The following is a 22,847-nucleotide window of genomic DNA, read 5'->3' on the forward strand; positions in this document are numbered from 1 at the left end:
CGTTCAAATCTGCTGCCAACGGATTTGAACGGCCCCGTTCGCACAGCTATCTGTGCTTCTGGGGATTGGCAGCGTTACCGCCTTGCTGCAGCCCGAACGCTCGGTGCTTATCTTTCGCCAGCAAGGAGACCACGGCCGGGCCAGCCAGAATCGCCACCCCGGCGACAGCCAGCAGCAGATTATTGTGCAGCACGCGCGACAGCAGCCACAGCACGATAACCGCTACGCCAAAGTACCAGGTGGTGGTGAGTTCCTCAAGGAAGTCACCGACATCGCGCCAGCGTGCTTCGTGGTGACGCTGTAAAAACAGCATCGACAGTAACGTGACGCCGTACAGTACGCACAGCCCTAATCCGACGCGAACCAGCGCGCCACTCATCCAACCCATCACCAGTACTGCCACGACCAGTAGATGCAACATAATCTGCCAGCAACTGAGGCCAGTTGCGACGCGTACACGTTGTTGCCACTTCATGGCTTCTCTCCTGAAGGATCTTTATCTGTAACTCAGAGTACCGCACTTTACGGAAAATTCCGGAACACCGCATCTTTTTGTGACACCTACTACACTATTTCATTCAGGAAAGTGACATTGACCGGGGAAATATGGCTGAGCAAACGTGCAGATTTTCGTTAAACGTGCTGACAATTAACATCCATAAAGGCTTTACGACGTTTAATCGACGCTTCATGTTGCCGGCACTGCGCGACGCCATCCGCAGCGTCAGCGCCGACATCGTCTGTCTGCAGGAGGTTACCGGGGCGCATGAGATTCATTCGCTGCAGATCGAAAACTGGCCGGACCGCAGCCATTATGAGTTTCTTGCCGATACCCTATGGAGCGAATACGCCTACGGACGCAACGCGGTCTACCCGGAAGGCCATCACGGTAATGCCGTGCTCTCCCGCTTTCCTATTGAATATAATGAAAATATCGATATCTCCGTTGGCAACAGCGAAAAGCGCGGTCTGCTCTACTGCCGAATCGTTCCGCCGCAAAGCGCGGCGCTACACCTGATTTGTGTGCACCTCGGCCTGAGTGCGCGGCAACGATCGGCTCAGCTGGCAATGCTCGCCAGGCGGGTCAACGACCTGCCCGCCCGGCAGCCGGTGGTGGTGGCCGGCGATTTTAACGACTGGCGCCAGCAGGCCAACCGGGTGCTAAAGTCGCAGGCCGGGCTGGAGGAGATCTTTACCCGCGCCCATGGCCGCCCGGCGAGAACCTTCCCGGCGCGTCTTCCGCTCCTGCGCCTTGACCGGATCTACGTGAAAAATGCCCATGCCAGCCACCCGACGGCGTTGCCACTTCGGCCCTGGCGTCACCTCTCTGATCATGCCCCGCTGAGCGTGGAGATTCATCTATGAAATGCAGCTGGCAGGAAGGAAACCGCATCCAGCTCCTGGAGAACGGCGATAACTACTATCCGGCACTGTTTGCCGCCATCGCCCGCGCGCAGCGCAAAGTGATCCTCGAAACGTTTATCTGGTTTGAAGATGACGTGGGCTGGCAGCTGCACGCCGTGCTGTTAAAAGCCGCACGCCGCGGGATACGGGTCGAAGTACTGCTCGACGGCTACGGTTCTCCCGACCTGAGTGAGCGTTTCGTCAATGAGCTGAGTGCCGCCGGCGTGATTTTTCGCTACTACGATCCGCGCCCTCGCCTGTTCGGCATGCGCACCAATCTGTTCCGCCGCATGCACCGCAAAATCGTGGTGATCGATGAGACGACGGCCTTCGTCGGGGGCATCAATTACTCCGCCGAGCACATGACCGACTACGGCCCGGAGGCAAAGCAGGATTATGCCGTTCAGGTGGAGGGACCGGTGGTGCAGGATATCCTGCAATTTGAGCTGGAAAATCTCCCGGCCAGCGAAGAGACACGCCGCTGGTGGCTCCGGCGTCGACACCAGCCGGCGATCAACCGCAGCCCCGGAGAAGCGCAGGCGCTGTTTGTCTGGCGGGATAATCAAGAACATCGCGATGATATTGAACGCCATTATCTCAAGATGCTGGCTAACGCCCGCCGGGAAGTGATCATTGCCAACGCCTACTTTTTCCCCGGCTACCGGCTGCTGCATGCGATGCGTAACGCCGCCCGCCGCGGCGTACGGGTTAAGCTGATCGTGCAGGGCGAGCCGGATATCCCAATCGTTAAAGTCGGCGCCCGCCTGCTGTATCGCTATCTGGTCAACGGGGGCGTACAGATATTTGAGTATCGCCGCCGGCCGCTACACGGCAAAGTTGCCCTCGCCGACGACCATTGGGCCACCGTCGGCTCGAGCAATCTCGACCCGCTGAGCCTCTCATTAAATCTGGAAGCTAACCTGATTATCCACGATCGTCAGTTTAACCAGACCTTGCGCGATAACCTCAACGGACTGATCGCCGAGGACTGCATGCAAGTGGACAAGTCGATGTTGCCAAAGCGCAGCTGGTGGAATGTGGGTACCAGCGTGCTGGCCTTCCACTTTCTGCGCCACTTCCCGGCGTGGATAGGCTGGCTGCCTGCCCACACGCCGCATCTGGCGCGGGTCCGACCGCCTGTGCAGCCAGAAATTGAAACCCAGGATCGGCTGGATGCGACCAATCAGGAGGTAAAACCCTGATGGCAAAATCACACCCTCGCAGGCGGATGGCGAAAAAGATCTTTACCGTCATTTTCTTCCTCGCCGTGACGGCCCTGCTGGTGGTTTATGCGCAAAAAGTAGACTGGCCGGCGGTCTGGAAGGTGATTCGTCACTACGATCGCACCGCCCTGCTCGGCGCGGTGGGGCTGACGATAGCGAGCTACCTGATTTATGGCTGCTACGATCTGCTGGGGCGCGCCTGGTGCGGACATAAACTGGCTAAACGGCAGGTGATGCTGGTGTCGTTTATCTGCTACGCCTTTAATCTGACCCTCAGTACCTGGGTCGGCGGTATCGGTATGCGCTACCGCCTCTATTCGCGTCTCGGTTTGAGCGGCGGGACCATTACGCGCATTTTCTCCTTGAGCATCACCACCAACTGGCTGGGCTTTATTCTGCTGGGCGGCGTGATTTTCAGTGCCAATCTGGTGGCGTTACCGGCGCACTGGTATATCAGCCAGGACACGCTGCGGCTCATCGGGGGCGGACTGCTGGCGATGTCCGCAGTTTATCTGTGGGCCTGCGCCTTCGCCCGTCGGCGCCATCTGACGATTAAAGGCCAACGGCTGGTGCTGCCGTCATGGCGGTTCGCTCTGCTGCAGATGGCGCTTTCGGTGGCAAACTGGATGGTGATGGGCGCGATTATCTGGCTGCTGATGGCGCAGCAGGTCGATTATTTCCTCGTACTGGGCGTGCTGCTGGTCAGCAGTATTGCCGGCGTCATTGTGCATATTCCTGCCGGGATCGGCGTGCTGGAAGCCGTTTTTATCGCCATGCTTTCCGCCGAGTCGATTAGCCGCGGGGCGATTATTGCCGCCCTGCTGGCCTGGCGCGCGCTGTATTACTTTTTGCCGCTGCTTATCGCTACCGTCGGCTATCTGCTGCTGGAGAGTCGGGCGAAAACATTACGCGAAAAGAATCAGCGTAAGCTGGCGGACGGATAAGAGAGAGGGCCGGGATAATCCGCGCTCCCCGGGCCAGGCGCGGCCCGGGGATCAAAGGCGTTAACGGCGGTTGCCGAAAATACGCAGCAGCATCAGGAACAGGTTGATAAAGTCCAGATACAGCGTCAGCGCGCCGAGAATGGAGTACTTACGCAGCGTGGAGGTGTCTCGCGTATCGATCTGCTCGCCGATGTTTTTCAGTTTCTGCGTGTCATAAGCGGTCAGGCCGACAAACACGATCACCCCGATATAGGTAATCGCCCACATCAGCGCTTCACTCTTCAGCCAGAAGTTGACCAGCGAAGCCAGGACAATACCAATTAAGGCCATAAACAGCATGTTGCCGAAACCGCTGAGATCGCGCTTCGTGGTATAGCCATAGAGGCTCATTATCCCAAACATCCCGCCGCTGACCACAAAGGTGCTGGCAATCGACGAATAGGTATAGACAAGGAAGATACTGGATAGCGTCAGTCCGGTCAGCGCCGAATAGAGCATAAACAGCGTGGTCGCCATCCCTGCGCTCAGGCGCTGCACCATCCCGGAAAGCACGAATACCAGCGCCAGCTGGGCGATAATCAAACCAAAAAAGGTTATTTTGCTGGAAAAGACAAACATCATGACCGCCGGCGTATTGGCGGCAAACCACGCAATGAATGCCGTCAACAGCAGCCCGACCGTCATCCAGCCGTAAACCTGGGCCATATAGGTTTGCAGGCCGCTGCGCGCCTGAATAATGGAATCTGAACGAGGGAATCTGTCCATGACTGTCTCCTGATTAACACGTTTTCTCTTAGTAAGCGTACCACACTACCAGCGCTCTGCCGCCTGGCGATCGCTATCGCGTGCATCCACCCAGCGTTCGCCTTCCGGTGTCGCTTCCCGCTTCCAGAACGGCGCGCGGGTTTTCAGGTAATCCATAATGAACTCTCCGGCGGCAAAAGCGCTGCTGCGGTGCGCGCTGGTCACGCCAACGAACACAATCTCTTCGCCTGGCCACATTTCGCCGATGCGGTGAATCACCGTCACCCGGCCGAGCGGCCAACGTTCGCGCGCCAGCTCAACGATTTCCGCCAGCGATTTTTCCGTCATTCCCGGGTAGTGTTCGAGGGTCAGCGCCTTAACGCTGTCCCCGAGATTGTGATTACGTACTTTTCCGGTAAAAGTGACCACCGCGCCGTCTTCATCGCGTTCGGCCAGCCACGGATATTCGTCGCCGACGCAAAAACGATCGTGGCTGACGATAATGCGAGTCTGCGTCATTTAACCTCCCGTAACCGGCGGAAAGAACGCCACTTCGTCGCCGGCCACCAGCGGATGGTCAAAGGGGGCCAGCGTCTGGTTTACCGCCGCCAGCAGTTTGCCCTCTTCCAGCGCCAGCGCCCAACGTTCGCTGCGGCCGGAAAGCTGACGCCGTACGGTTTCGACCGTCGACAGCGCATCGACCTCAAGGGTCAGGGATTCAGTGCCAACCAGTTCACGCACCTGGGCAAAAAACAGAACCTTAATCATGAGTCTCGTCCGCCTTGAAATCCCCGGATTTGCCGCCGCTTTTCGCCAGCAGACGCACCGGGCCAATCACCATATCTTTTTGCACCGCTTTGCACATATCGTAAATCGTCAGCGCCGCCACGGAAGCAGCGGTCAGCGCTTCCATCTCCACGCCGGTTTTGCCGGTCAGACGGCACAGCGATTCGATGCGTACCCGGTTGTGTTCCGGCTGGGCCTGCAAATTGACCTCGACTTTACTCAGCATCAGCGGGTGACACAGCGGGATCAGCTCCCAGGTGCGTTTTGCCGCCTGGATACCGGCAATGCGGGCGGTGGCGAAGACATCGCCTTTATGGTGGCTGCCGTCGATGATCATCGCCAGCGTCTCCGGCCGCATTTCAACATAGGCTTCAGCCCGGGCTTCGCGTACCGTCTCGGCCTTGGCAGAAACATCGACCATGTGCGCCTCGCCGGCGGCGTTAATATGGGTGAGTTGTGACATCGCTTATTTCTTAAGATGAGAGATAAAGTTACATGGCCGCGTACGGGCATCCAGCTGCGGAGCAATGATATTTTCCCACGCGGTGCGACAGGCTTTGGTTGAGCCCGGCATGGCAAAAATCAGCGTGCGATTCGCCATGCCGGCAATGGCCCGGGACTGCAGCGTCGAGGTGCCGATTTCTTCAAAGGAAAGCATGCGGAAAACTTCGCCAAACCCTTCGACTTCACGGTCAAACAGCGGCCGCAGCGCCTCCGGGGCCTGATCCCCGTCGGTAAACCCGGTTCCACCGGTGATCAGCACCACCTGCACATCATCGCTGGCTATCCACGCCGAGACCCGGGCGCGGATGTCATAGCGGTTCTCTTTAACAATCGCCTTATCAACAATACGGTGGCCCGCTTCCTGCGCCGCATCACGCAGCCAGTGGCCTGAGGTATCATCCTCTTCGCCACGCCGGCTGGAGACGGTGAGAATAGCAATACGGGTCGGGTTAAACTCAGCGCTGGCCTGACTCATCTGTTCGCTCCTTTAGAATCAATTATCCGCCAATATACGACAGGTTTTGCGTAATACCGGTGTTGCCCTGATGCAGGAAATGGGTTTGTTTTTTATGGGTTAATGCTTCGGAGATGCGCGCTTCCAGCGCCGCCTGCTGCTGGTCCTCGACAAGCAGGTCGCGCAGATCCACGCCGCCGTCGCCGAACAGACACAGATGCAGTTTGCCCACGGAGGAGACGCGGAGACGGTTGCAGCTGGCGCAGAAATCTTTCTCGTACGGCATGATTAAGCCAATTTCCCCGGCGTAATCCGGGTGACAAAAGACCTGGGCCGGGCCGTCGCTGCGCTGGCTGATCTGGTGGATCCAGCCGCGACGCAGTAGCTCGTCGCGCAGCACCATGCCGGAAATATGGTGACGCCGGAACAGGTCGCTGCCCTCGCCGGTTTCCATCAGCTCGATGAAACGCAGCTGAATGCGTCGAGGTTGGATCCACGCGAGGAAGGTGTCGAGCTGATGATGGTTCACATCGCGCATCAGCACGGTATTGACCTTCACCTTCTCAAAACCGGCGGCAAAGGCGGCATCAATGCCGTCCATGACCTGGTGAAATTTATCCTGCCCGGTAATGGCGTGAAACTGGCGCGCGTCGAGGCTGTCAACGCTGACGTTAATCGCCGTCAGTCCGGCATCACGCCACTGGCTGACGTCGCGGGCCAGACGATAGCCATTGGTGGTGACCGCTATCTGGCGAATCGCGCTGTTTTCACGTACGGCGGCGATGATATCGGCAAAGTCGCGGCGTAAAGAGGGTTCGCCGCCGGTCAGCCGCACCTTCTCGGTGCCGAGGGCAGAGAAAGCGCGCGTGACGCGGCGTACTTCATCAACGCTGAGAAAGCCTTTGTTGGTGACCGCGCCGGGTTTGTAACCATCCGGCAGGCAATAGGTGCAACGAAAGTTACACACATCGGTAATTGACAGGCGCAAGTAATAAAACTTACGCGCAAATGCATCGGTAAGCTGTGAAGCCATATACACCTTTCCAAGTACGGGAGACGCGGTCATTTCTTCCCACGCCCTGGTGACAAGCGAGGCTGTCACGGCCAAAGCACCATATCTTGCGACACAGGCACAGAGGCTAGAGTGTTAACTGGTTTATGCCGATAGTAGCGCGGAAACGACAGTTTCGCCATTCTCACTTTCGTTATATAATTATGTATATATCGACACAATCGTGCATTTTCGGTACAGAATAGCCAAAAACCAGGCTTTTGCATTGATATCGGTCATTTTGTCAGGATCCGGGCATCGTCTTTTAGGGGTAGATCGGTTACTGTGAGCCCGTTTAATTGAGATAAGGAATATGTATGCGCACTCGTACGTTCGCCGATCTGGATCGCGTAGTGGCACTTGGCGGAGGACACGGTCTGGGCCGGGTGATGTCATCACTCTCATCGCTCGGCTCACGTCTTACCGGGATCGTCACGACTACCGATAACGGCGGCTCGACGGGGCGAATTCGCCGTTCCGAAGGCGGCATCGCCTGGGGCGATATGCGCAACTGCCTTAACCAGCTGATCGCCGAACCCAGCATTGCTTCGGCGATGTTTGAGTACCGTTTCTCCGGTAATGGCGAACTATCCGGGCATAACCTCGGAAATCTGATGTTAAAGGCTCTGGATCACCTGAGCGTACGGCCTTTAGAGGCGATCAATTTAATCAGAAATCTGCTAAAAGTGGACGCATTCCTGATTCCGATGTCGGAACAACCGGTGGATCTGATGGCCATTGACCACGAAGGCCATGAAGTCTACGGCGAAGTCAATATCGACCAGTTGCCCTGCGTCCCGAAGGAGCTGATGCTCTCCCCACCGGTGCCGGCGACCCGCGAAGCGGTAGAGGCTATCGCAGAAGCCGATTTAATCCTGATTGGCCCCGGAAGTTTCTATACCAGCCTGCTGCCGATTCTGTTGCTCGATGAGATGGCGCAGGCGCTGCGCCGAACGCCGGCGACCATGGTCTTTATCGACAATCTCGGCAAAGAACACAGCCCGGCCGCGAATCTGACGCTGGCGGACAGGGTCGGGATTATGGAGCACTATGTTGGCAAGCGAGTGATCGATGCCATCGTTGTTGGGCCGAAAACCGATACTACCGGTCTGGAAAACCGGGCGATTGTGCAAACGCCGCTGGATGCCGCAGATGTTCCCTATCGCCACGACCGGGTGCTGTTACGTAACGCGCTGGAAAAAGCGATCCAGGCTTTAGGTTAGCTCGCGAGAGACGAGAAGGCGCGGGTAACGACGCGCCAGACCTTTATATTAAAATATTAAGGTTGTCTTAAAATAAAGGTGGCACCATGGCAACTATCTTAGTCCCAGGATTGTTGCTATGTCGTTATTCACTTTACGTCGGCCGGTCATGAGCCGTACGGTTTATCTGATAATTTTTGCCCTCTATGTCGGGCTGCTGCTCAATCTCGCGTTCTATCGTCAGGTGTTCACCCTGCTGCCGGTAAACAGCCTGCACAACTGGCTGGTATTCCTCAGCATGCCGGTGGTTGCCTTCAGCGTGATGAATATTCTCACCACGCTCGCCTCGTTCCTCAAGCTCGACCGCCTCGTTATTAGCCTGTTTATTCTGCTAAGCGCCTCGGCCCAGTATTTTATCTGGACCTTCGGCGTCGTCATCGACCGCGCCATGATTACCAACATTCTGGATACCACGCCGGCGGAAAGCTTCGCCCTGATGTCCGGTAAGATGGTGCTGACGCTGGGACTGTCCGGTGTTCTGATGGTCGCCTTCGCCTGGTGGATAAAAATCAGTAAAGCCAAAACGGTGTGGCGCAGCATCGCGGTACGTCTGCTGAATATCCTCGTATCGGCCCTGCTGATCGTTCTGGTCGCTGCGCTGTTTTATAAAGATTACGCCTCGGTCTTTCGCAACAATAAAGAGCTGGTGAAATCCCTGAGCCCCTCCAACAGCATCGTCGCCATCAACTCATGGTATGCGCACAACAAGATGGACAACCTGCCGCTGGTAAAAATTGGCGAAGATGCCGTGCAAAAACCCGAAATGCACAGCGGTCCGCGCAAAAACCTGACCATTCTGGTGCTGGGAGAGACATCGCGCGCGCAGAATTTCTCGCTGGGCGGCTACGAACGCGAGACCAATCCGCGACTCAAACAAGATGATGTCATCTACTTTGCGAACACCACCTCGTGCGGCACGGCCACCGCGGTGTCGGTACCCTGCATGTTCTCCAACATGCCGCGTGCGCATTACGATGAAGAACTGGCCCACCATCAGGAAGGCGTTCTCGATATCCTGCAACGCGCCGGCATTCGGGTGTTGTGGAACGACAACGACGGGGGCTGTAAGGGCGCCTGCGATCGCGTCCCGCATCAGAACGTGACCGACCTGAACCTGACCGGTCAGTGCATCGAGGGGGAATGTTACGATGAAGTGCTGTTCCATAATCTGGAGAGCTACATCGACAATCTGCAACAGGACGGAATTATCGTGCTGCACACCATCGGCAGCCACGGTCCGACGTATTACAATCGCTACCCTGCTGAATTCAGAAAATTCACCCCAACCTGCGATACCAACGAAATCCAGAGCTGCAGCCAGCAGCAGTTGACCAACACCTACGATAATACAATTCTGTATATCGACTATGTAGTTGATAAGACGATAAAATTACTGCAGTCAAAGCAGGATAAATTCACCACCAGCCTGGTTTACCTCTCCGATCACGGCGAGTCGCTGGGCGAAGATGGCGTCTATTTACACGGGCTGCCGTGGTCAATCGCCCCGGAAACGCAAAAGCACGTACCGATGCTGCTGTGGTTGTCCCAGGATTACCAGCAGCGCTATGGCGTTTCCAGCCAGTGTCTGCAACAAAGAGCTAAAACAGACCCTTATTCTCAGGATAATCTGTTTTCTACCTTGCTCGGGCTTCTTGGGGTTGATACCCACGAATACCAGGCAACCGATGATATTTTAACGCCGTGCAGAAGCGAGACCGCCAGATGAAAATCTTAGTCATTGAAGACGACGCACTCCTGTTACAAGGCCTGATCCTGGCAATGCAAAGCGAGGGATATGTCTGTGATGGCGTCGCCACTGCTCACGAGGCCGCCCTGTCCCTCGCCAGCAACCATTACAGCCTGATCGTACTCGACCTCGGCCTGCCGGATGAAGATGGTCTGCACTTCCTGACGCGCATGCGCCGGGAAAAATTCAGCCAGCCGGTTCTGATCCTGACCGCCCGCGATACCGTTGAAGATCGCATCAGCGGTCTCGACACCGGCGCGGATGATTATCTGGTGAAACCTTTCGCGCTGGAAGAGCTGAACGCCCGCATCCGCGCGCTGCTCCGCCGCCATAATAACCAGGGCGACAACGAAATGGCCGTGGGCAACCTGCGGCTGAACATTACCCGTCGCCTGGTGTGGCTGGGCGGCGATGCGCTGGACCTGACGCCGAAAGAGTACGCCTTGCTCTCTCGCCTGATGATGAAAGCAGGCAGCCCGGTACACCGTGAAATTCTCTACAACGATATCTACAGCTGGGACAATGAACCCGCCACCAATACGCTGGAGGTTCATATCCATAACCTGCGCGAAAAAGTGGGCAAAGCCCGCATTCGTACCGTCAGGGGGTTTGGCTATATGCTGGTGAATAATTCAGGAACGGAATAACGCCATGGCACTGTTCGCAAGTGAAACCTGGACCATGCGTCACCGCCTGCTGCTGACGATCGGCTCCATTCTGGTGGTCTGTCAGCTGATCAGCGTTTTCTGGTTATGGCATGAAAGCAAAGAGCAGATTCAGCTGCTGGTGGCGAGCGCCATCGAAGGACATAACAACCAAAAGCACGTTGAACACGAAGTGCGCGAGGCGGTCGCCAGTCTGTTAATACCCAGCCTGCTGATCGTCGGCCTGGCGCTGTATATCAGTCTGGTGGCGGTGAGAAAAATCACCCGACCGCTGTCGAATCTGCAAACTGAGCTGGAGAGCCGCACGCCGGATAACCTGCAGCCGATTACGCTGACGGAGTCCGTTCCGGAAGTGACGGCGGTGACGACAGCGATTAATCAGCTGGTTTCTCGCCTTAACTTAACCCTCGATCGCGAACGTCTGTTCACCGCTGACGTCGCGCACGAGCTGCGTACCCCGCTGGCGGGACTGCGCCTGCATCTGGAGCTGATGGCGAAAGTGCACCATGTGGAGGTGGGTCCGCTGATCCAGCGTCTGGATCAGATGACCAACAGCATCTCACAGCTGCTGCAGCTGGCGCGCGTCGGGCAGTCATTTTCCGCCGGGAGCTACCAGCGCGTGCTGCTGCAAGAGGATGTGGTCGAACCGATTCGCGGTGAGCTGGAGAGCATGCTGGAACAACGCCAGCAGACGCTGGAGCTCGCCCTCCCCGACGGAGATGATGCCAAAGATGTTGTCGTCTCCGGCGATGCCACGCTGCTGCGCGTTGTGCTGCGTAATCTGGTGGAGAATGCGCATCGCTATAGCCCGGCAGGGTCGAAGATAAAAATCGCCATACAGGCCGGTACAACGCCGGTTATGGCCGTGGAAGATGAAGGTCCGGGGATTGATGAAGCGAAAAGCGGCGAACTGAGCAAGGCGTTTGTCCGTATGGACAGCCGCTACGGAGGAATCGGTCTGGGATTAAGCATTGTGACGCGCATCGTTCAGCTGCACGATGCCCAGTTCTTCTTACATAACCGCCAGCCTGGCCCCGGCGTTCGCGGCTGGATTCTGTTTCCTAAGCCTTCGCGTTAGAAAGTCAGCACCCACTGATGGACAAAAGCGACAACCACAACAACAGCGCAGATAACGGCCAGAGACTCACGGAAGGTTAATTTTTGCATGACACTATCCTCATCAGAATGAAGATAGTGTCGCCTGGCAAGATTAAGCAGACATTAAGCCAAGCGGAAAACGCTGCGGAATAACAAAAAATCGGCGTCCCGTCACACTGCCTGGCTCCACGCGCGGCGCATCGCCTCCTGCGGGATCAGGACGCCGCAATAAACAGCTCGCGCAGCTGATGCAGCTGGTCACGAATTTGCGCGGCTTCTTCAAACTCCAGATTCTGCGCATGCTGCATCATCTGCCCTTCCAGCTCGTGAATTCTCTGCTGCAGCGCTTTTGGCGTCAGCACCACCTCAGGCGTATCCGCCTCAACCGGCGAACGTGATTTTCCGCGGCCCTTGGTTTTCGTCTTCGCCAGATTGCTGCCCAGCTGCAGAATGTCGACCACTTTTTTATTCAGCCCCTGCGGGGTGATGCCGTGCTCTTCGTTATAGCGCTGCTGCTTCTCACGGCGACGCTCGGTCTCGCTGATGGCTTTCGCCATCGAAGCCGTAATTTTATCGCCATACAGAATCGCTTTACCGTTGATATTACGCGCGGCGCGGCCGATGGTCTGAATCAGCGAGCGTTCGGAACGCAGGAAGCCCTCTTTATCGGCATCCAGAATTGCCACCAGCGACACTTCCGGCATATCCAGCCCTTCACGCAGCAGGTTGATACCGACCAGAACATCGAACTCGCCCAGCCGCAGGTCGCGGATGATCTCCATACGCTCCACGGTATCGATATCGGAGTGCAGGTAGCGCACGCGTTCGCCGTGCTCTTCCAGATACTCGGTTAAATCTTCCGCCATGCGTTTGGTCAGGGTGGTGACCAGCACCCGCTCGTTGATGGCGACGCGGATGCGAATTTCCGACAGCAGGTCATCGACCTGAGTCGCCACCGGACGCACTTCGATCAGCGGGTCAAGCAGCCCGGTCGGACGTACCACCTGATCGACCACCTCATCGCCGGATTTATCCAGCTCATAAGGACCCGGCGTCGCTGAGACGTAAATGGTCTGCGGCGCCAGCGCCTCAAACTCTTCGAACTTCAGCGGGCGGTTATCCAGCGCCGACGGCAGACGGAAGCCGTACTCCACCAGCGTCTCTTTACGCGCCCGGTCGCCGCGGTACATGCCGCCGATTTGCGGAATGGTGACGTGGGATTCGTCGATCACCAGCAGTCCATCCGCCGGCAGGTAATCAAACAGCGTCGGCGGCGGCTCGCCCGGCCCGCGCCCGGAAAGATAGCGCGAGTAGTTTTCGATACCGGAGCAGTAGCCGAGCTCGTTCATCATTTCGAGGTCGAACTGCGTACGCTGGCTCAGACGCTGCTCTTCCAGCAGCTTGTTGTTCTCCAGCAGCACCTTCCGCCTGTCGGCGAGCTCGACTTTAATCTCTTCCATCGCCTGCACGATGCGCTCGCGTGGCGTCACGTAGTGCGTTTTCGGGTAGATGGTATAGCGCGGAATCGTCGATTCAACCTGACCGGTAAGCGGATCGAACAGCGACAGCCGCTCAACCTCTTCATCGAACAGCTCGATACGCAGCGCAATATCGTCGGATTCCGCCGGGAAGACGTCGATCACTTCACCGCGCACGCGGAAGGTGCCGCGCTGGAAGGCCTGATCGTTACGGGTATACTGCAGCTCCGCCAGGCGGCGCAAAATCGCCCGCTGGTCGATCAGCATGCCGGTGGTCAGGTGCAGCATCATCTTCAGGTAGAGATCCGGGTCGCCCAGACCGTAGATAGCCGATACTGAAGCCACCACCACCACATCGCGCCGCTCAAGCAGCGCTTTGGTCGCCGACAGACGCATCTGCTCGATATGCTCGTTCACCGACGCATCCTTCTCGATGAAGGTGTCTGAGCTCGGCACGTAGGCTTCAGGCTGATAGTAATCGTAGTAGGAGACGAAATATTCCACCGCATTGTCCGGGAAGAACTCTTTCATTTCGCCGTACAGCTGCGCCGCCAGGGTCTTATTCGGCGCCAGCACCATCGTCGGACGCTGGAGATCGGCGATAACGTTAGCAATGGTGAACGTCTTACCCGACCCGGTCACCCCCAGCAGCGTTTGGTGCGCCAGACCATCTTCCAGCCCCTCTTCCAGGCGTCGGATAGCTTCCGGCTGGTCGCCAGAAGGACGGAATGCGGAATGCAGCGTGAACGTTTTACTCATATGTCTGGCCCTGAAGAAGGATGAAGCGCCTGGTGATATGCGGCAGGTGTTTAATTCTACCCTTCACGCTCATTTTTGCCAATAAATAATACTGGATATAAAAACAGTGTTCGATTATCGTTTGTTCCTGAAATGGTCGGCATGCGCGTCGTTTTGGGGTAAAAAAAGACCATCCTGCAGAATAATCCGCCAGACAGTAGGGTTATCCCCAAAAAAATTTATCATTTAACATTTGTCAAGCAAGGTGGTGAATCTTTTATGGCATCAGGTGACACTTTCCTTACAGCCATTGCTTTTATTCAACTAATTGATATTTAATGATATTAAACAAAAGATGGGTTTCGCGCCAATTCAGCCGCAGGCCGCGTAATCTCTAGCTTACCGCAAGTTCTCTAACTCTAATACACAAGGTTATCCACAGGAATAGTGGATAAGTGTCTGCAGGCCATGGCTTCTGCCACCCCGCAGAAATCGACCGGCGGTGAAAATCGACCGCCTAAAAAAATTATCGAATTATTTTTGATATTTATCAGCTAAGGGTGCCTGCCTTTTTGTTGCTTTCTGCACCATTTTTCATACCCGTTAGCACCGGGAGAGTGCAACCGCCTCGCTGGCCCGCCTTCACCCCGCCCCGCCGCAGCTGCCCATACGGGAAAAAACCGAAACTTCTTTTTCCTGGCAAGAGATTTGCAGAATCTTCATGTCGCCCGCTATCCCCAAACAGGAGAAAACGTCTATGTTGAGTCTACGCGCAGTCAATCAGTACTACGGAAATCAGCACACGCTATGGAATGTCGACCTTGAACTTCAGCCGGGGGAGTGCACCTGTGTGATGGGACTCCAGGGGATGGGCAAAACCACGCTGGTGAACTGCATTACCGGGCATCTTCCGGTCGCCAGCGGCAGTATGACCTGGCATGACGTCGGTTCGCCGCCCTGCGATATCACGCCGCTCTCCGCCCATTCCCGTTCGATTATTGGCATCGGCTATGTCCCGCAGGACAGGCGGATCTTTTCTCAACTGAGCGTCGAGGAGAATCTGCATATTGCGCTGGCCGCCGGAGGAAACCCGGGCGTCGCCGTCAAGGGGGAGATTTACGATTTTTTTCCGGATCTCTACGGACGACGTCAGCATAAAGCCGCCATGTTGTCAGAAGATGACCAGTACCAGCTGGCGCTGGCGAGAGCGCTGGTTGTCCGGCCGCGTCTGCTGATTCTTGATGAGCCTTCGCGCGGCAGCGGACAGCACTTCGTGCATAAGTTGGGTGACCTGCTGGTGCGCCTGAACCGCGACATCGGCTTAACGGTGCTGCTTGCCGAACAGCACCTGCCGTTTATTCGCCGGGTAGCGGACCGTTTTTGCCTGCTGCATCGCGGGCGTAACGTGGCGCAAGGCCGCGTTATCCAGCTGGATGAACCGCTGCTGGCACAGTGGATGACGCCCGATCCAGCGCGCTGAGATCCAGATACTGGCCGAGATCCTCACGCCGCGACGCGTCCGCCAGCCATGGGATCTCACCCAGCAACGGAGCCGCAAGTCGATCGTTGAGGGTCACCAAATATTCTGCATGGCGTTTACCCGGCGGCTGGATGTCGTTTGCAATCCAGCCCACCAGCGGCAGCCCGGCCTGACGTACCGCCTGGGCCGTCAGCAGCGCGTGGTTGATGCAGCCGAGTTTAATGCCGACCACCAGAATGACCGGCAGCTGTTCGTCGCGAACCCAGTCGGCAAAACTCAGCGTCGCGGAGAGCGGCGTAAACCAGCCCCCCGCCCCCTCCACCAGCACCCATTCCGCCAGCGTCTCCAGTTCACGAAGCCCGGCAGAAAGCGCATCGCCCGTAATCGGCCACCCCTCCTCCGCGCTCACGATATGCGGTGAGGTCGGTTCGGCGAAGGTAAAGGGGTTAACCTGCGCATAGCTCAGCGCCACCCCGCTATTACGCTGGAGTGCCAGCGCATCATCGTTACGCAGCCCGAGCGCCGTCAACTCACTTCCGGAAGCGACCGGTTTATAGCCCGCGCACTTCAGGCCTGACAGCCTTGCCGCCTGCAACAGGGCGCAGCTGGCGACCGTCTTACCGACTTCAGTGTCGGTTCCGGTGACGAAAAAACGTTTAGTCACGTGCAATGACTCCTGTAAAAAGATGGTACGTCAGCGGGCACTGGCCCTGCTGTTTTGGCCAGGCCAGCTGCAGCTGACGCAGCTTTCCCCGGCTCAACGGCACCGCGCTGCGCCCCTGATGCAAGTGTGTTGCCCCAATCCCTTTGAGCGAACGCATCGCGCTCAGGGCATCGGCAAAGGGCAGGCTGACGGCGTGAACCTCGCCAACGGCTCGCCGCCCGGCCAGCGCCTCGCGCACCGCCTGTTCGCTGAGAAAACGGTTGGCATGGGGATGTCTGTCGATGGCGCACCAGGCCTGATTCAGCTCGGGAAGCGAATCGGCCAGCAAGGTGCTGAACGCCACCCGACCGCCGGGGCGCACCACCCGGCACAGCTCGTCGAGCGCGCCGGCCAGACTCTCGCACCACTGCACCGCCAGATTGCTCCACGCCAGATCGACGCAGGCATCGGCCAGCGGCAGCGACTCAATATCCCCAGCAAGATAACGATGCGCGCACTCGTCGCGCTGGGCCTGCGCCAGCATCTCAACCGAGAGATCGAGCGCCGTCACATGACTGCCGGCCTCACGCCAGTAGCGACTCATGCTGCCAGGTCCGCAGCCGGCGTCGAGCACCGCTGAAAAGGCGCGGCCATGGAGCTGACGCAGCAGCAGTTCGGCGCTGTACCGCTGCAGCGCATCGTGTTGCGAATAGTGGCTGGCCGCCCGGCCAAAGGCCGCAGCCACCGCCCGTTTATTCACCGCCGCCATGCAGCACCTCCAGCAGACGGGTAATATCAGTCGACTCATGGGCTGCGGTCAGCGTCAGGCGCAGCCGCGCGCTGCCTGCCGGCACCGTCGGCGGACGAATGGCCGTTGCCCAGCAGCCCTGCTCACGCAGGCGCGCCGCCAGCTGCAACGCCCGCGTATTGTCGCCAACGATCAGCGGCTGAATCGCGCTGGTCGAGGCGCTCAGTTCCCCCGGAAAACCAGCCATGCCGGCGCGAAATTGCGCCACGCGGCTGGCCAGTTTTTCCCGCCGCTGCTGGCCGTCGTCGCTGCGGATCACCGCCAGTGCGGCGCTCAGCGCTACCGCCTGGGCCGGCGGCATGGCGGTGCTGTAAATCAGATGGCGGGCAAACTGCAGCAGATAGTCCGCCAGCGCCTCGTCGCACAGGACTGCCGCGCCGCTGACGCCAAAGGCTTTACCAAAGGTCACCACCAGCAGCTCAGGACGGACATGCTGCGCGTAGCAGCTGCCGCGCCCCTCTTCGCCCACCACGCCAATGCCGTGCGCATCATCCACCAGCAGCCAGCCGCCGGCAGCCCGGGTGGTTCGGGAGATGGCGCCGAGCGGGGCGCTGTCGCCATCCATGCTGAAGACCCCTTCCGTCACCACCAGTTGCTGACCCACCAGCGGTTTGCCCAGCAGGGCGTCCAACTGCTGCACATCATTGTGCGCAAAGCGTCTGAGCTGCGCCGGACTCAGGCTGGCCGCCTCGAGCAGCGAAGCGTGGCTCAGGCGATCCGCGACGATGCGATCGTCCCCGGCGAGCAACGCGGCAATCAGCGCCTGGTTGGCAGCGAACCCGGAAATAAACAGCAGCGCGCGCGGATACCCCAACCAGTCCGCCAGGCTCTCTTCCAGTTCACGATGCGCCTCGCTGTAACCGCTGACGTGACCGGAGCCGCCGGAGCCCACGCCATAACGCGCCGCCCCCTGCTGCCAGGCGGCGATAATCGGCGGATGCTGGCTCAGCCCGAGATAATCATTGCTGGAGAAATTCAGCCAGCGCCGATCTTCACGGATAAGCCAACGCCCGGCCCCCTGCGCCACCGGCTGACGGCGGCGGAATGCATCCGCCTCCCGCCGCTCGTTCAGCGCCTGGTCGATGCGTTGCGACCAGCTCATAGCGCCGCCGCGTTGTAATATTCCTCGGTATCCGGGTTGAGCAGTGCCTGTTCCAGACGCTGCTGCTGTTCGTTATCCCCTTCCAGCACCGCCGTCTGCTGCGGGTTAAGGCCCAGCTTGCGGAACAGCTGCAGGTCTTTGTCCTCTTCCGGGTTCGGCGTGGTCAGCAGCTTGCAGCCGTAGAAAATCGAGTTCGCCCCGGCCATAAAGCACATCGCCTGGGTCTGTTCGTTCATCTGCTCGCGGCCGGCGGAAAGACGCACGTACGAGGTCGGCATCATGATGCGCGCCACGGCAATGGTGCGGATAAAATCGAAAGCATCGACATCGTCGTTATCGGCCAGCGGCGTGCCTTTCACTTTGACCAGCATGTTGATAGGCACGCTCTCCGGCGGCGTCGGCAGGTTAGCCAGCTGTAGCAGCAGGCCGGCGCGATCTTTCTCGGTTTCGCCTAAGCCGACTATCCCGCCGGAACAGACCTTAATCCCGGCGTCACGCACTTTGTCGAGGGTATCCAGCCGCTCCTGGTAGGTGCGGGTGGTGATGATATTGCCGTAGAATTCCGGCGAGGTGTCCAGGTTATGGTTGTAGTAGTCCAGCCCGGCTCCCGCGAGACGCTGCGCCTGGCTGTCGGTCAAGGTACCGAGCGTCATGCAGGATTCGAGCCCCAACGCCTTGACGCCTTTGACCATTTGCTCCAGATACGGCATATCGCGATCGTTGGGGTTCTTCCAGGCGGCCCCCATGCAGAAGCGCGTTGATCCGGCATTTTTTGCCTGCCGCGCGGACTCCAGCACCTGTTCCACTTCCATCAGGCGCTCCGATTCCAGACCGGTTTTATAGCGCGCGCTTTGCGGGCAGTATTTACAGTCTTCCGGGCAGGCGCCGGTTTTAATCGACAGCAGCGTGCTGACCTGGACCTGGCGCGGATCAAAGTGCTGGCGGTGGGTCTGCTGCGCTTCAAACAGCAGATCTAACAATGGTTTATTAAACAACTCAGTAACTTGCGACATTGTCCAGCGTGCGTGGTGAGCCATTGGCCTCTCCAAAGGGTTTTGTTAATTGTCGGTTCGGTTTATACTCGTAAACCTAAATGTTTTCAAAATGGTTTACAAGTCACTTATGACAACGGACGATCTCGCCTTCGATCGGCGCCACATTTGGCACCCCTACACCTCCATGACCTCCCCTCTGCCGGTATATCCGGTGGTTGCCGCCCACGGCTGCGAGCTGTCCCTCGCCAGCGGCGAGCAGTTGATTGACGGGATGTCTTCATGGTGGGCGGCAATCCACGGTTACAATCACCCTCGCCTGAACGCCGCGATGAAAGCGCAGATTGACCAGATGTCGCACGTGATGTTTGGCGGTATCACCCACCCTTCGGCGGTGGCGTTGTGCCGCCAGCTGGTGGCGATGACCCCGGCGTCGCTGGAGTGCGTATTCCTCGCCGACTCCGGTTCGGTCGCGGTGGAAGTGGCCATGAAGATGGCCCTGCAGTACTGGCAGGCAAAAGGCGAACCGCGGCGGCGTTTTCTCACTTTCCGCAATGGCTACCACGGCGATACCTTTGGCGCGATGTCGGTCTGCGATCCGGATAACTCCATGCACAGCCTGTGGCAAGGCTATTTGCCGGATAATCTGTTCGCCCCGGCGCCGCAAAGCCGCTTTGGCGGCGAGTGGGATGAACGGGATATGGTGCCGTTTGCCCGCCTGATGGCGGCCCATCGGGATGAGATCGCGGCGGTCATTCTCGAGCCCGTCGTGCAGGGCGCCGGCGGCATGAGGATGTATCATCCGGAATGGCTGAAGCGCATCCGCAAGATGTGCGACCGGGAAGGCATTCTGCTGATTGCCGATGAGATTGCCACCGGATTTGGCCGGACCGGCAAGCTGTTTGCCTGCGAACACGCGGATATCGCCCCGGATATTTTGTGTCTCGGTAAAGCGCTGACCGGCGGAACGATGACGCTGTCGGCCACCCTCACCACCCGGCCGGTGGCAGAGACCATCAGCAACGGCGAAGCCGGCTGCTTTATGCACGGTCCGACCTTTATGGGCAACCCGCTGGCCTGCGCGGTGGCGACAGAAAGCCTGCGGCTGCTGGAAAGCGGCGAATGGCAAGGCCAGGTCGCCGCGATTGAAGCGCAGCTTAATGTGGAGCTGGCTCCGGCACGCGAATCCCCGCTGGTCGCCGATGTCCGCGTGCTGGGCGCCATCGGCGTGGTGGAAACTTGCCGCCCTGTCAATATGGCCGCGCTGCAGCGCTTCTTCGTCGAACAAGGCGTATGGATTCGCCCGTTCGGCCGCCTGATTTACCTGATGCCACCGTATGTGATTACCCCGCAGCAGCTGACGCGCCTGACCCAGGCGGTTAACGCGGCGGTGCTGAACGAAACATTTTTTCGCCAATAAGCAGCGGAAACCGATCGTCAACAGGACTATACTTCTTTGTTAATCAGTCGATTATCCCAGAGGAGACGAGACGGCATGAACGTAATCAGTCACGATCTGCAGGATGGCGGGAAATTGCCCCACCGCCATGTATTTAACGGCATGGGCTACGATGGCGACAATATCTCGCCGCATCTGGCGTGGGACGAGGTGCCCGAGGGGACTAAAAGCTTTGTGGTGACCTGTTACGATCCCGACGCGCCCACCGGCTCCGGCTGGTGGCACTGGCTGGTCGCCAATCTGCCGGCGGAAACGCGCGAACTGCCGCAGGGAGCCGGGTCCGGTCTGGCCCCGCTGCCGGCCAGCGCAGTCCAGACCCGCACCGATTTCGGCCTGCCCGGCTACGGCGGCGCGGCGCCGCCAAAAGGGGAAAGCCATCGCTACATCTTTACGGTGCATGCGCTGGATGTCGAGAAGATCGAGGTCGATGAAGGGGCAAGCGGTGCGATGGTAGGCTTTAACGTCCATTTTCATTCGTTGGGCAGCGCATCCATCACCGCCCTGTTTATCTGACTTTCTCTCGTCAGTCCCTCTCCGGGTGGCGGCTTACGCCTTACCCGGGCGACCCGACAGCACCTCTGTAGCCCCGGTAAGCGCAGCGCCACCGGGGAACATCCCGGGTCGCGGCTTACGTCTTACCCGGGCGATCCGACAGCACCTTTGTAGCCCCGGTAAGCGCAGCGCCACCGGGGAACATCCCGGGTCGCGGCTTACATCTTACCCAGGCGACCCGACAGCTCCTTTGTAGCCCCGGTAAGCGCAGCGCCACCGGGGATTCATTCAGCTCGAAGATGACTGCTCAGCCACCGACATCCGCACGGTTTTTTTGACTTTCGCATACCAGATAATCGTCAGCAGCCCGAGCCAGACCAGACCGGCAATCAGCGCAATTCGCGTCTCTTCTACCATCCCGAGCACCGCAATCACCAGTCCCATAAACAGCAGGGTCAACAGCGGCGCAACCGGCCAGAACGGCACCGGGAACGCAATCTGGCGACGCTCTTCCGCCGACAAACCGCGACGCATGGCGAAATGGGCCAGCAGGATCATCAGCCACACCCACACCGTGGCAAATGCCGCCAGGGAGGCAATCAGCACAAAGACCTGTTCCGGCATCAGATAGTTCAGCACCACCGCCACCAGCAGCGCCACGCCCATCACCACGACCGTCATCCACGGCACGCCGTTGCTGGCAATGCGCTGGAAGCTTTTAGGCGCCATCCCCTCTTTTGCCATGCCGTACATCATGCGACCGGCGCCAAAAATATCGCTATTGATGGCCGAAATACTGGCGCTGATCACGATAATATTGAGGATTGTCGCCGCCGCCGGAATCCCCAGACCGCTAAAAATAAGGACGAACGGACTGCCCTGCTCGCCAAAACTGTTCCACGGGAAAATGGCCATCAGGATCGCCAGCGTGCAGACATAGAACAGCACGATGCGCAGCGGGATGGTATTAATCGCCTGCGGAATCACTTTCTTCGGATTCTGCGCTTCCGCTGCGGTAACGCCGATAATTTCGACCCCGCCAAAGGCAAACATCACAATACCCAGCGACGCAATAATTCCCTGCCAGCCGTTCGGCGCGAACCCGCCGTGGCTCCACAGGTTTTCCAGCCCCGTCGCCGGGAAGGCATGACCAAAGCCGAAGAAAATAATGCTGCCGCCGGCGACGATCATCGCAATAATCGCCACCACTTTAATCAGCGACAGCCAGAACTCCATTTCGCCGAAAATGCGCACGTGGCACAGGTTCATCGCGCCGATGAAGAAGATAATACTCAGTACCCAAATCCAGCGCGGTACATCGGGGTACCAGAGCCCCATATAGATACCAAACGCGGTGACATCCGCCAGGGCGACAATCACCATCTCAAAGGTGTAGGTCCAGCCGGTGATAAACCCGGCCAGCGGCCCGAGATACTGGCGGGCATAGCTGCCGAAGGAGCCGGACACCGGGTTGCGTACCGCCATTTCGCCCAGCGCGCGCATGACGATAAATACCGCCGCGCCGCCGATCAGATAGGCCAGCAGAACCGCCGGTCCCGCGGCCTTAATGGCGGCGGCAGAACCATAAAACAGCCCGGTACCGATGGCGGAACCGAGCGCGATGAAGCGAATATGTCGGGCATTCAGCCCGCGCAGCAGGTGGGGCTTTTGTGGCGATTGTGGTTGTTGTTGCATATGCAAGTGTCCTGATAATTTTTGTATGACGACAAATATGCGTGTAGGACGGCCGGGGGGAGGTTATCCCCCCGACAC

23 protein-coding genes and 1 riboswitch are annotated in these 22,847 nt (G+C 58.3%); of the genes, 10 read left to right on the plus strand and 13 right to left on the minus strand.

All coding sequences use genetic code 11. The features are described 5' to 3' along the window. Nucleotides 1-46: 46 nt before the first annotated feature. Nucleotides 47-475, minus strand: coding sequence for a YbhQ family protein (locus GRPL_RS0126060; protein ID WP_032688730.1), 429 nt, complete (start codon nucleotides 473-475; stop codon nucleotides 47-49). Between the two features lie 131 nt (nucleotides 476-606). Here GRPL_RS0126060 and GRPL_RS03825 point away from each other — a divergent pair, with 131 nt between their 5' ends. From GRPL_RS03825 to GRPL_RS03815, 3 genes are read left to right on the plus strand one after another with little or no spacing between them, the layout of a single operon-like run. After that, nucleotides 607-1,365, plus strand: coding sequence for an endonuclease/exonuclease/phosphatase family protein (locus tag GRPL_RS03825; RefSeq protein WP_032688731.1), 759 nt, complete (start codon nucleotides 607-609; stop codon nucleotides 1,363-1,365). Beyond that, complete coding sequence (clsB, locus tag GRPL_RS03820; RefSeq protein ID WP_032688732.1) at nucleotides 1,362-2,606, plus strand: cardiolipin synthase ClsB; 1,245 nt, start codon at nucleotides 1,362-1,364, stop codon at nucleotides 2,604-2,606. The genes GRPL_RS03825 and clsB overlap by 4 nt, the downstream gene beginning before the upstream one ends. Beyond that, entirely contained in the window at nucleotides 2,606-3,571 is a 966-nt protein-coding gene (locus tag GRPL_RS03815) for a lysylphosphatidylglycerol synthase domain-containing protein (protein WP_032688733.1), read from the plus strand. Before clsB ends, GRPL_RS03815 begins: the two co-directional genes overlap by 1 nt. Nucleotides 3,572-3,631: 60 nt before the next feature. Here GRPL_RS03815 and GRPL_RS03810 read toward each other — a convergent pair whose 3' ends face one another. The 6 genes from GRPL_RS03810 to moaA all read right to left on the minus strand — a co-directional run bounded on the left by GRPL_RS03810 (nucleotide 3,632) and on the right by moaA (nucleotide 7,092). Next, nucleotides 3,632-4,336, minus strand: a complete 705-nt coding sequence (locus GRPL_RS03810; protein ID WP_004859776.1) for a Bax inhibitor-1/YccA family protein — start codon at nucleotides 4,334-4,336, stop codon at nucleotides 3,632-3,634. Between the two features lie 45 nt (nucleotides 4,337-4,381). Further along, nucleotides 4,382-4,834, minus strand: a complete 453-nt coding sequence (gene moaE / locus GRPL_RS03805) for a molybdopterin synthase catalytic subunit MoaE (RefSeq protein WP_004859775.1) — start codon at nucleotides 4,832-4,834, stop codon at nucleotides 4,382-4,384. Continuing rightward, nucleotides 4,835-5,083, minus strand: a complete 249-nt coding sequence (gene moaD, locus GRPL_RS03800; protein WP_032700537.1) for a molybdopterin synthase sulfur carrier subunit — start codon at nucleotides 5,081-5,083, stop codon at nucleotides 4,835-4,837. Continuing rightward, nucleotides 5,076-5,564, minus strand: coding sequence for a cyclic pyranopterin monophosphate synthase MoaC (gene moaC / locus GRPL_RS03795; RefSeq protein ID WP_032688736.1), 489 nt, complete (start codon nucleotides 5,562-5,564; stop codon nucleotides 5,076-5,078). The genes moaD and moaC overlap by 8 nt, the downstream gene beginning before the upstream one ends. Nucleotides 5,565-5,567: 3 nt before the next feature. Continuing rightward, nucleotides 5,568-6,080, minus strand: coding sequence for a molybdenum cofactor biosynthesis protein B (gene moaB, locus GRPL_RS03790; protein WP_004859772.1), 513 nt, complete (start codon nucleotides 6,078-6,080; stop codon nucleotides 5,568-5,570). 22 nt (nucleotides 6,081-6,102) lie between these two features. Next, entirely contained in the window at nucleotides 6,103-7,092 is a 990-nt protein-coding gene (moaA, locus tag GRPL_RS03785; protein WP_049267844.1) for a GTP 3',8-cyclase MoaA, read from the minus strand. Then, a riboswitch (molybdenum cofactor riboswitch) is annotated at nucleotides 7,080-7,218 on the minus strand. It overlaps the preceding gene by 13 nt. Nucleotides 7,219-7,427: 209 nt before the next feature. Here moaA and yvcK point away from each other — a divergent pair. The 4 genes from yvcK (at nucleotide 7,428) to pmrB (ending at nucleotide 11,862) form a co-directional block, all read left to right on the plus strand. Beyond that, entirely contained in the window at nucleotides 7,428-8,333 is a 906-nt protein-coding gene (gene yvcK, locus GRPL_RS03780) for a uridine diphosphate-N-acetylglucosamine-binding protein YvcK (protein ID WP_032688739.1), read from the plus strand. 118 nt (nucleotides 8,334-8,451) lie between these two features. After that, nucleotides 8,452-10,098, plus strand: a complete 1,647-nt coding sequence (eptA, locus tag GRPL_RS03775; RefSeq protein ID WP_032700538.1) for a phosphoethanolamine transferase EptA — start codon at nucleotides 8,452-8,454, stop codon at nucleotides 10,096-10,098. Beyond that, nucleotides 10,095-10,766 (plus strand): two-component system response regulator PmrA, encoded by a 672-nt coding sequence (pmrA, locus tag GRPL_RS03770; protein ID WP_032688742.1) that lies wholly within the window; start codon nucleotides 10,095-10,097, stop codon nucleotides 10,764-10,766. The genes eptA and pmrA overlap by 4 nt, the downstream gene beginning before the upstream one ends. Before the next feature lie 4 nt (nucleotides 10,767-10,770). Next, complete coding sequence (gene pmrB / locus GRPL_RS03765) at nucleotides 10,771-11,862, plus strand: two-component system sensor histidine kinase PmrB (RefSeq protein WP_032700539.1); 1,092 nt, start codon at nucleotides 10,771-10,773, stop codon at nucleotides 11,860-11,862. A gap of 235 nt (nucleotides 11,863-12,097) precedes the next feature. Here pmrB and uvrB read toward each other — a convergent pair whose 3' ends face one another. Beyond that, nucleotides 12,098-14,119, minus strand: coding sequence for an excinuclease ABC subunit UvrB (gene uvrB, locus GRPL_RS03760; RefSeq protein ID WP_032688745.1), 2,022 nt, complete (start codon nucleotides 14,117-14,119; stop codon nucleotides 12,098-12,100). 736 nt (nucleotides 14,120-14,855) lie between these two features. Between uvrB and GRPL_RS03755 the strand changes: the two genes are divergently transcribed. Further along, complete coding sequence (locus tag GRPL_RS03755; protein ID WP_032688746.1) at nucleotides 14,856-15,578, plus strand: ABC transporter ATP-binding protein; 723 nt, start codon at nucleotides 14,856-14,858, stop codon at nucleotides 15,576-15,578. Here the strand turns inward: GRPL_RS03755 and bioD are convergent. From bioD to bioB, 4 genes are read right to left on the minus strand one after another with little or no spacing between them, the layout of a single operon-like run. Then, on the minus strand, nucleotides 15,520-16,242 hold the full coding sequence (bioD, locus tag GRPL_RS03750) for a dethiobiotin synthase (RefSeq protein ID WP_032700540.1): 723 nt from the start codon (nucleotides 16,240-16,242) through the stop codon (nucleotides 15,520-15,522). The genes GRPL_RS03755 and bioD overlap by 59 nt on opposite strands. Next, nucleotides 16,235-16,990, minus strand: coding sequence for a malonyl-ACP O-methyltransferase BioC (gene bioC / locus GRPL_RS03745; RefSeq protein WP_032697704.1), 756 nt, complete (start codon nucleotides 16,988-16,990; stop codon nucleotides 16,235-16,237). Before bioC ends, bioD begins: the two co-directional genes overlap by 8 nt. Then, nucleotides 16,974-18,131: an 8-amino-7-oxononanoate synthase gene (gene bioF, locus GRPL_RS03740; protein WP_032700541.1), complete on the minus strand. Its 1,158-nt coding sequence runs from the start codon at nucleotides 18,129-18,131 to the stop codon at nucleotides 16,974-16,976. Before bioF ends, bioC begins: the two co-directional genes overlap by 17 nt. Then, nucleotides 18,128-19,168: a biotin synthase BioB gene (gene bioB, locus GRPL_RS03735; protein WP_049267849.1), complete on the minus strand. Its 1,041-nt coding sequence runs from the start codon at nucleotides 19,166-19,168 to the stop codon at nucleotides 18,128-18,130. The genes bioF and bioB overlap by 4 nt, the downstream gene beginning before the upstream one ends. Before the next feature lie 85 nt (nucleotides 19,169-19,253). On the opposite strand from bioB, the gene bioA reads away from it, so the two are divergent. Both bioA and GRPL_RS03725 read left to right on the plus strand, forming a co-directional pair. Continuing rightward, on the plus strand, nucleotides 19,254-20,543 hold the full coding sequence (gene bioA / locus GRPL_RS03730) for an adenosylmethionine--8-amino-7-oxononanoate transaminase (protein WP_032700542.1): 1,290 nt from the start codon (nucleotides 19,254-19,256) through the stop codon (nucleotides 20,541-20,543). Nucleotides 20,544-20,618: 75 nt separating this feature from the next. Then, nucleotides 20,619-21,095 carry a kinase inhibitor gene (locus GRPL_RS03725; protein WP_032688753.1) on the plus strand — a complete coding sequence of 159 codons (477 nt, stop codon included), beginning with the start codon at nucleotides 20,619-20,621 and terminating at the stop codon, nucleotides 21,093-21,095. A gap of 267 nt (nucleotides 21,096-21,362) precedes the next feature. Here GRPL_RS03725 and GRPL_RS03720 read toward each other — a convergent pair whose 3' ends face one another. Continuing rightward, on the minus strand, nucleotides 21,363-22,769 hold the full coding sequence (locus GRPL_RS03720; protein WP_032700543.1) for an amino acid permease: 1,407 nt from the start codon (nucleotides 22,767-22,769) through the stop codon (nucleotides 21,363-21,365). Nucleotides 22,770-22,847 lie beyond the last annotated feature (78 nt).

The sequence above is a fragment of the Klebsiella planticola ATCC 33531 genome (assembly GCF_000735435.1).
Classification (GTDB): Bacteria; Pseudomonadota; Gammaproteobacteria; order Enterobacterales; family Enterobacteriaceae; genus Klebsiella; species Klebsiella planticola.

Excerpts from the sequence above, each read along its gene's own strand:
- GRPL_RS0126060 (WP_032688730.1), bottom strand. The coding sequence starts at position 475 with ATGAAGTGGCAACAACGTGTACGCGTCGCAACTGGCCTCAGTTGCTGG.
- GRPL_RS03825 (WP_032688731.1), top strand. The coding sequence starts at position 607 with ATGGCTGAGCAAACGTGCAGATTTTCGTTAAACGTGCTGACAATTAAC.
- clsB (WP_032688732.1), top strand. The coding sequence starts at position 1,362 with ATGAAATGCAGCTGGCAGGAAGGAAACCGCATCCAGCTCCTGGAGAAC.
- GRPL_RS03815 (WP_032688733.1), top strand. The coding sequence starts at position 2,606 with ATGGCAAAATCACACCCTCGCAGGCGGATGGCGAAAAAGATCTTTACC.
- GRPL_RS03810 (WP_004859776.1), bottom strand. The coding sequence starts at position 4,336 with ATGGACAGATTCCCTCGTTCAGATTCCATTATTCAGGCGCGCAGCGGC.
- moaE (WP_004859775.1), bottom strand. The coding sequence starts at position 4,834 with ATGACGCAGACTCGCATTATCGTCAGCCACGATCGTTTTTGCGTCGGC.
- moaD (WP_032700537.1), bottom strand. The coding sequence starts at position 5,083 with ATGATTAAGGTTCTGTTTTTTGCCCAGGTGCGTGAACTGGTTGGCACT.
- moaC (WP_032688736.1), bottom strand. The coding sequence starts at position 5,564 with ATGTCACAACTCACCCATATTAACGCCGCCGGCGAGGCGCACATGGTC.
- moaB (WP_004859772.1), bottom strand. The coding sequence starts at position 6,080 with ATGAGTCAGGCCAGCGCTGAGTTTAACCCGACCCGTATTGCTATTCTC.
- moaA (WP_049267844.1), bottom strand. The coding sequence starts at position 7,092 with ATGGCTTCACAGCTTACCGATGCATTTGCGCGTAAGTTTTATTACTTG.
- yvcK (WP_032688739.1), top strand. The coding sequence starts at position 7,428 with ATGCGCACTCGTACGTTCGCCGATCTGGATCGCGTAGTGGCACTTGGC.
- eptA (WP_032700538.1), top strand. The coding sequence starts at position 8,452 with ATGTCGTTATTCACTTTACGTCGGCCGGTCATGAGCCGTACGGTTTAT.
- pmrA (WP_032688742.1), top strand. The coding sequence starts at position 10,095 with ATGAAAATCTTAGTCATTGAAGACGACGCACTCCTGTTACAAGGCCTG.
- pmrB (WP_032700539.1), top strand. The coding sequence starts at position 10,771 with ATGGCACTGTTCGCAAGTGAAACCTGGACCATGCGTCACCGCCTGCTG.
- uvrB (WP_032688745.1), bottom strand. The coding sequence starts at position 14,119 with ATGAGTAAAACGTTCACGCTGCATTCCGCATTCCGTCCTTCTGGCGAC.
- GRPL_RS03755 (WP_032688746.1), top strand. The coding sequence starts at position 14,856 with ATGTTGAGTCTACGCGCAGTCAATCAGTACTACGGAAATCAGCACACG.
- bioC (WP_032697704.1), bottom strand. The coding sequence starts at position 16,990 with ATGGCGGCGGTGAATAAACGGGCGGTGGCTGCGGCCTTTGGCCGGGCG.
- bioF (WP_032700541.1), bottom strand. The coding sequence starts at position 18,131 with ATGAGCTGGTCGCAACGCATCGACCAGGCGCTGAACGAGCGGCGGGAG.
- bioB (WP_049267849.1), bottom strand. The coding sequence starts at position 19,168 with ATGGCTCACCACGCACGCTGGACAATGTCGCAAGTTACTGAGTTGTTT.
- bioA (WP_032700542.1), top strand. The coding sequence starts at position 19,254 with ATGACAACGGACGATCTCGCCTTCGATCGGCGCCACATTTGGCACCCC.
- GRPL_RS03725 (WP_032688753.1), top strand. The coding sequence starts at position 20,619 with ATGAACGTAATCAGTCACGATCTGCAGGATGGCGGGAAATTGCCCCAC.
- GRPL_RS03720 (WP_032700543.1), bottom strand. The coding sequence starts at position 22,769 with ATGCAACAACAACCACAATCGCCACAAAAGCCCCACCTGCTGCGCGGG.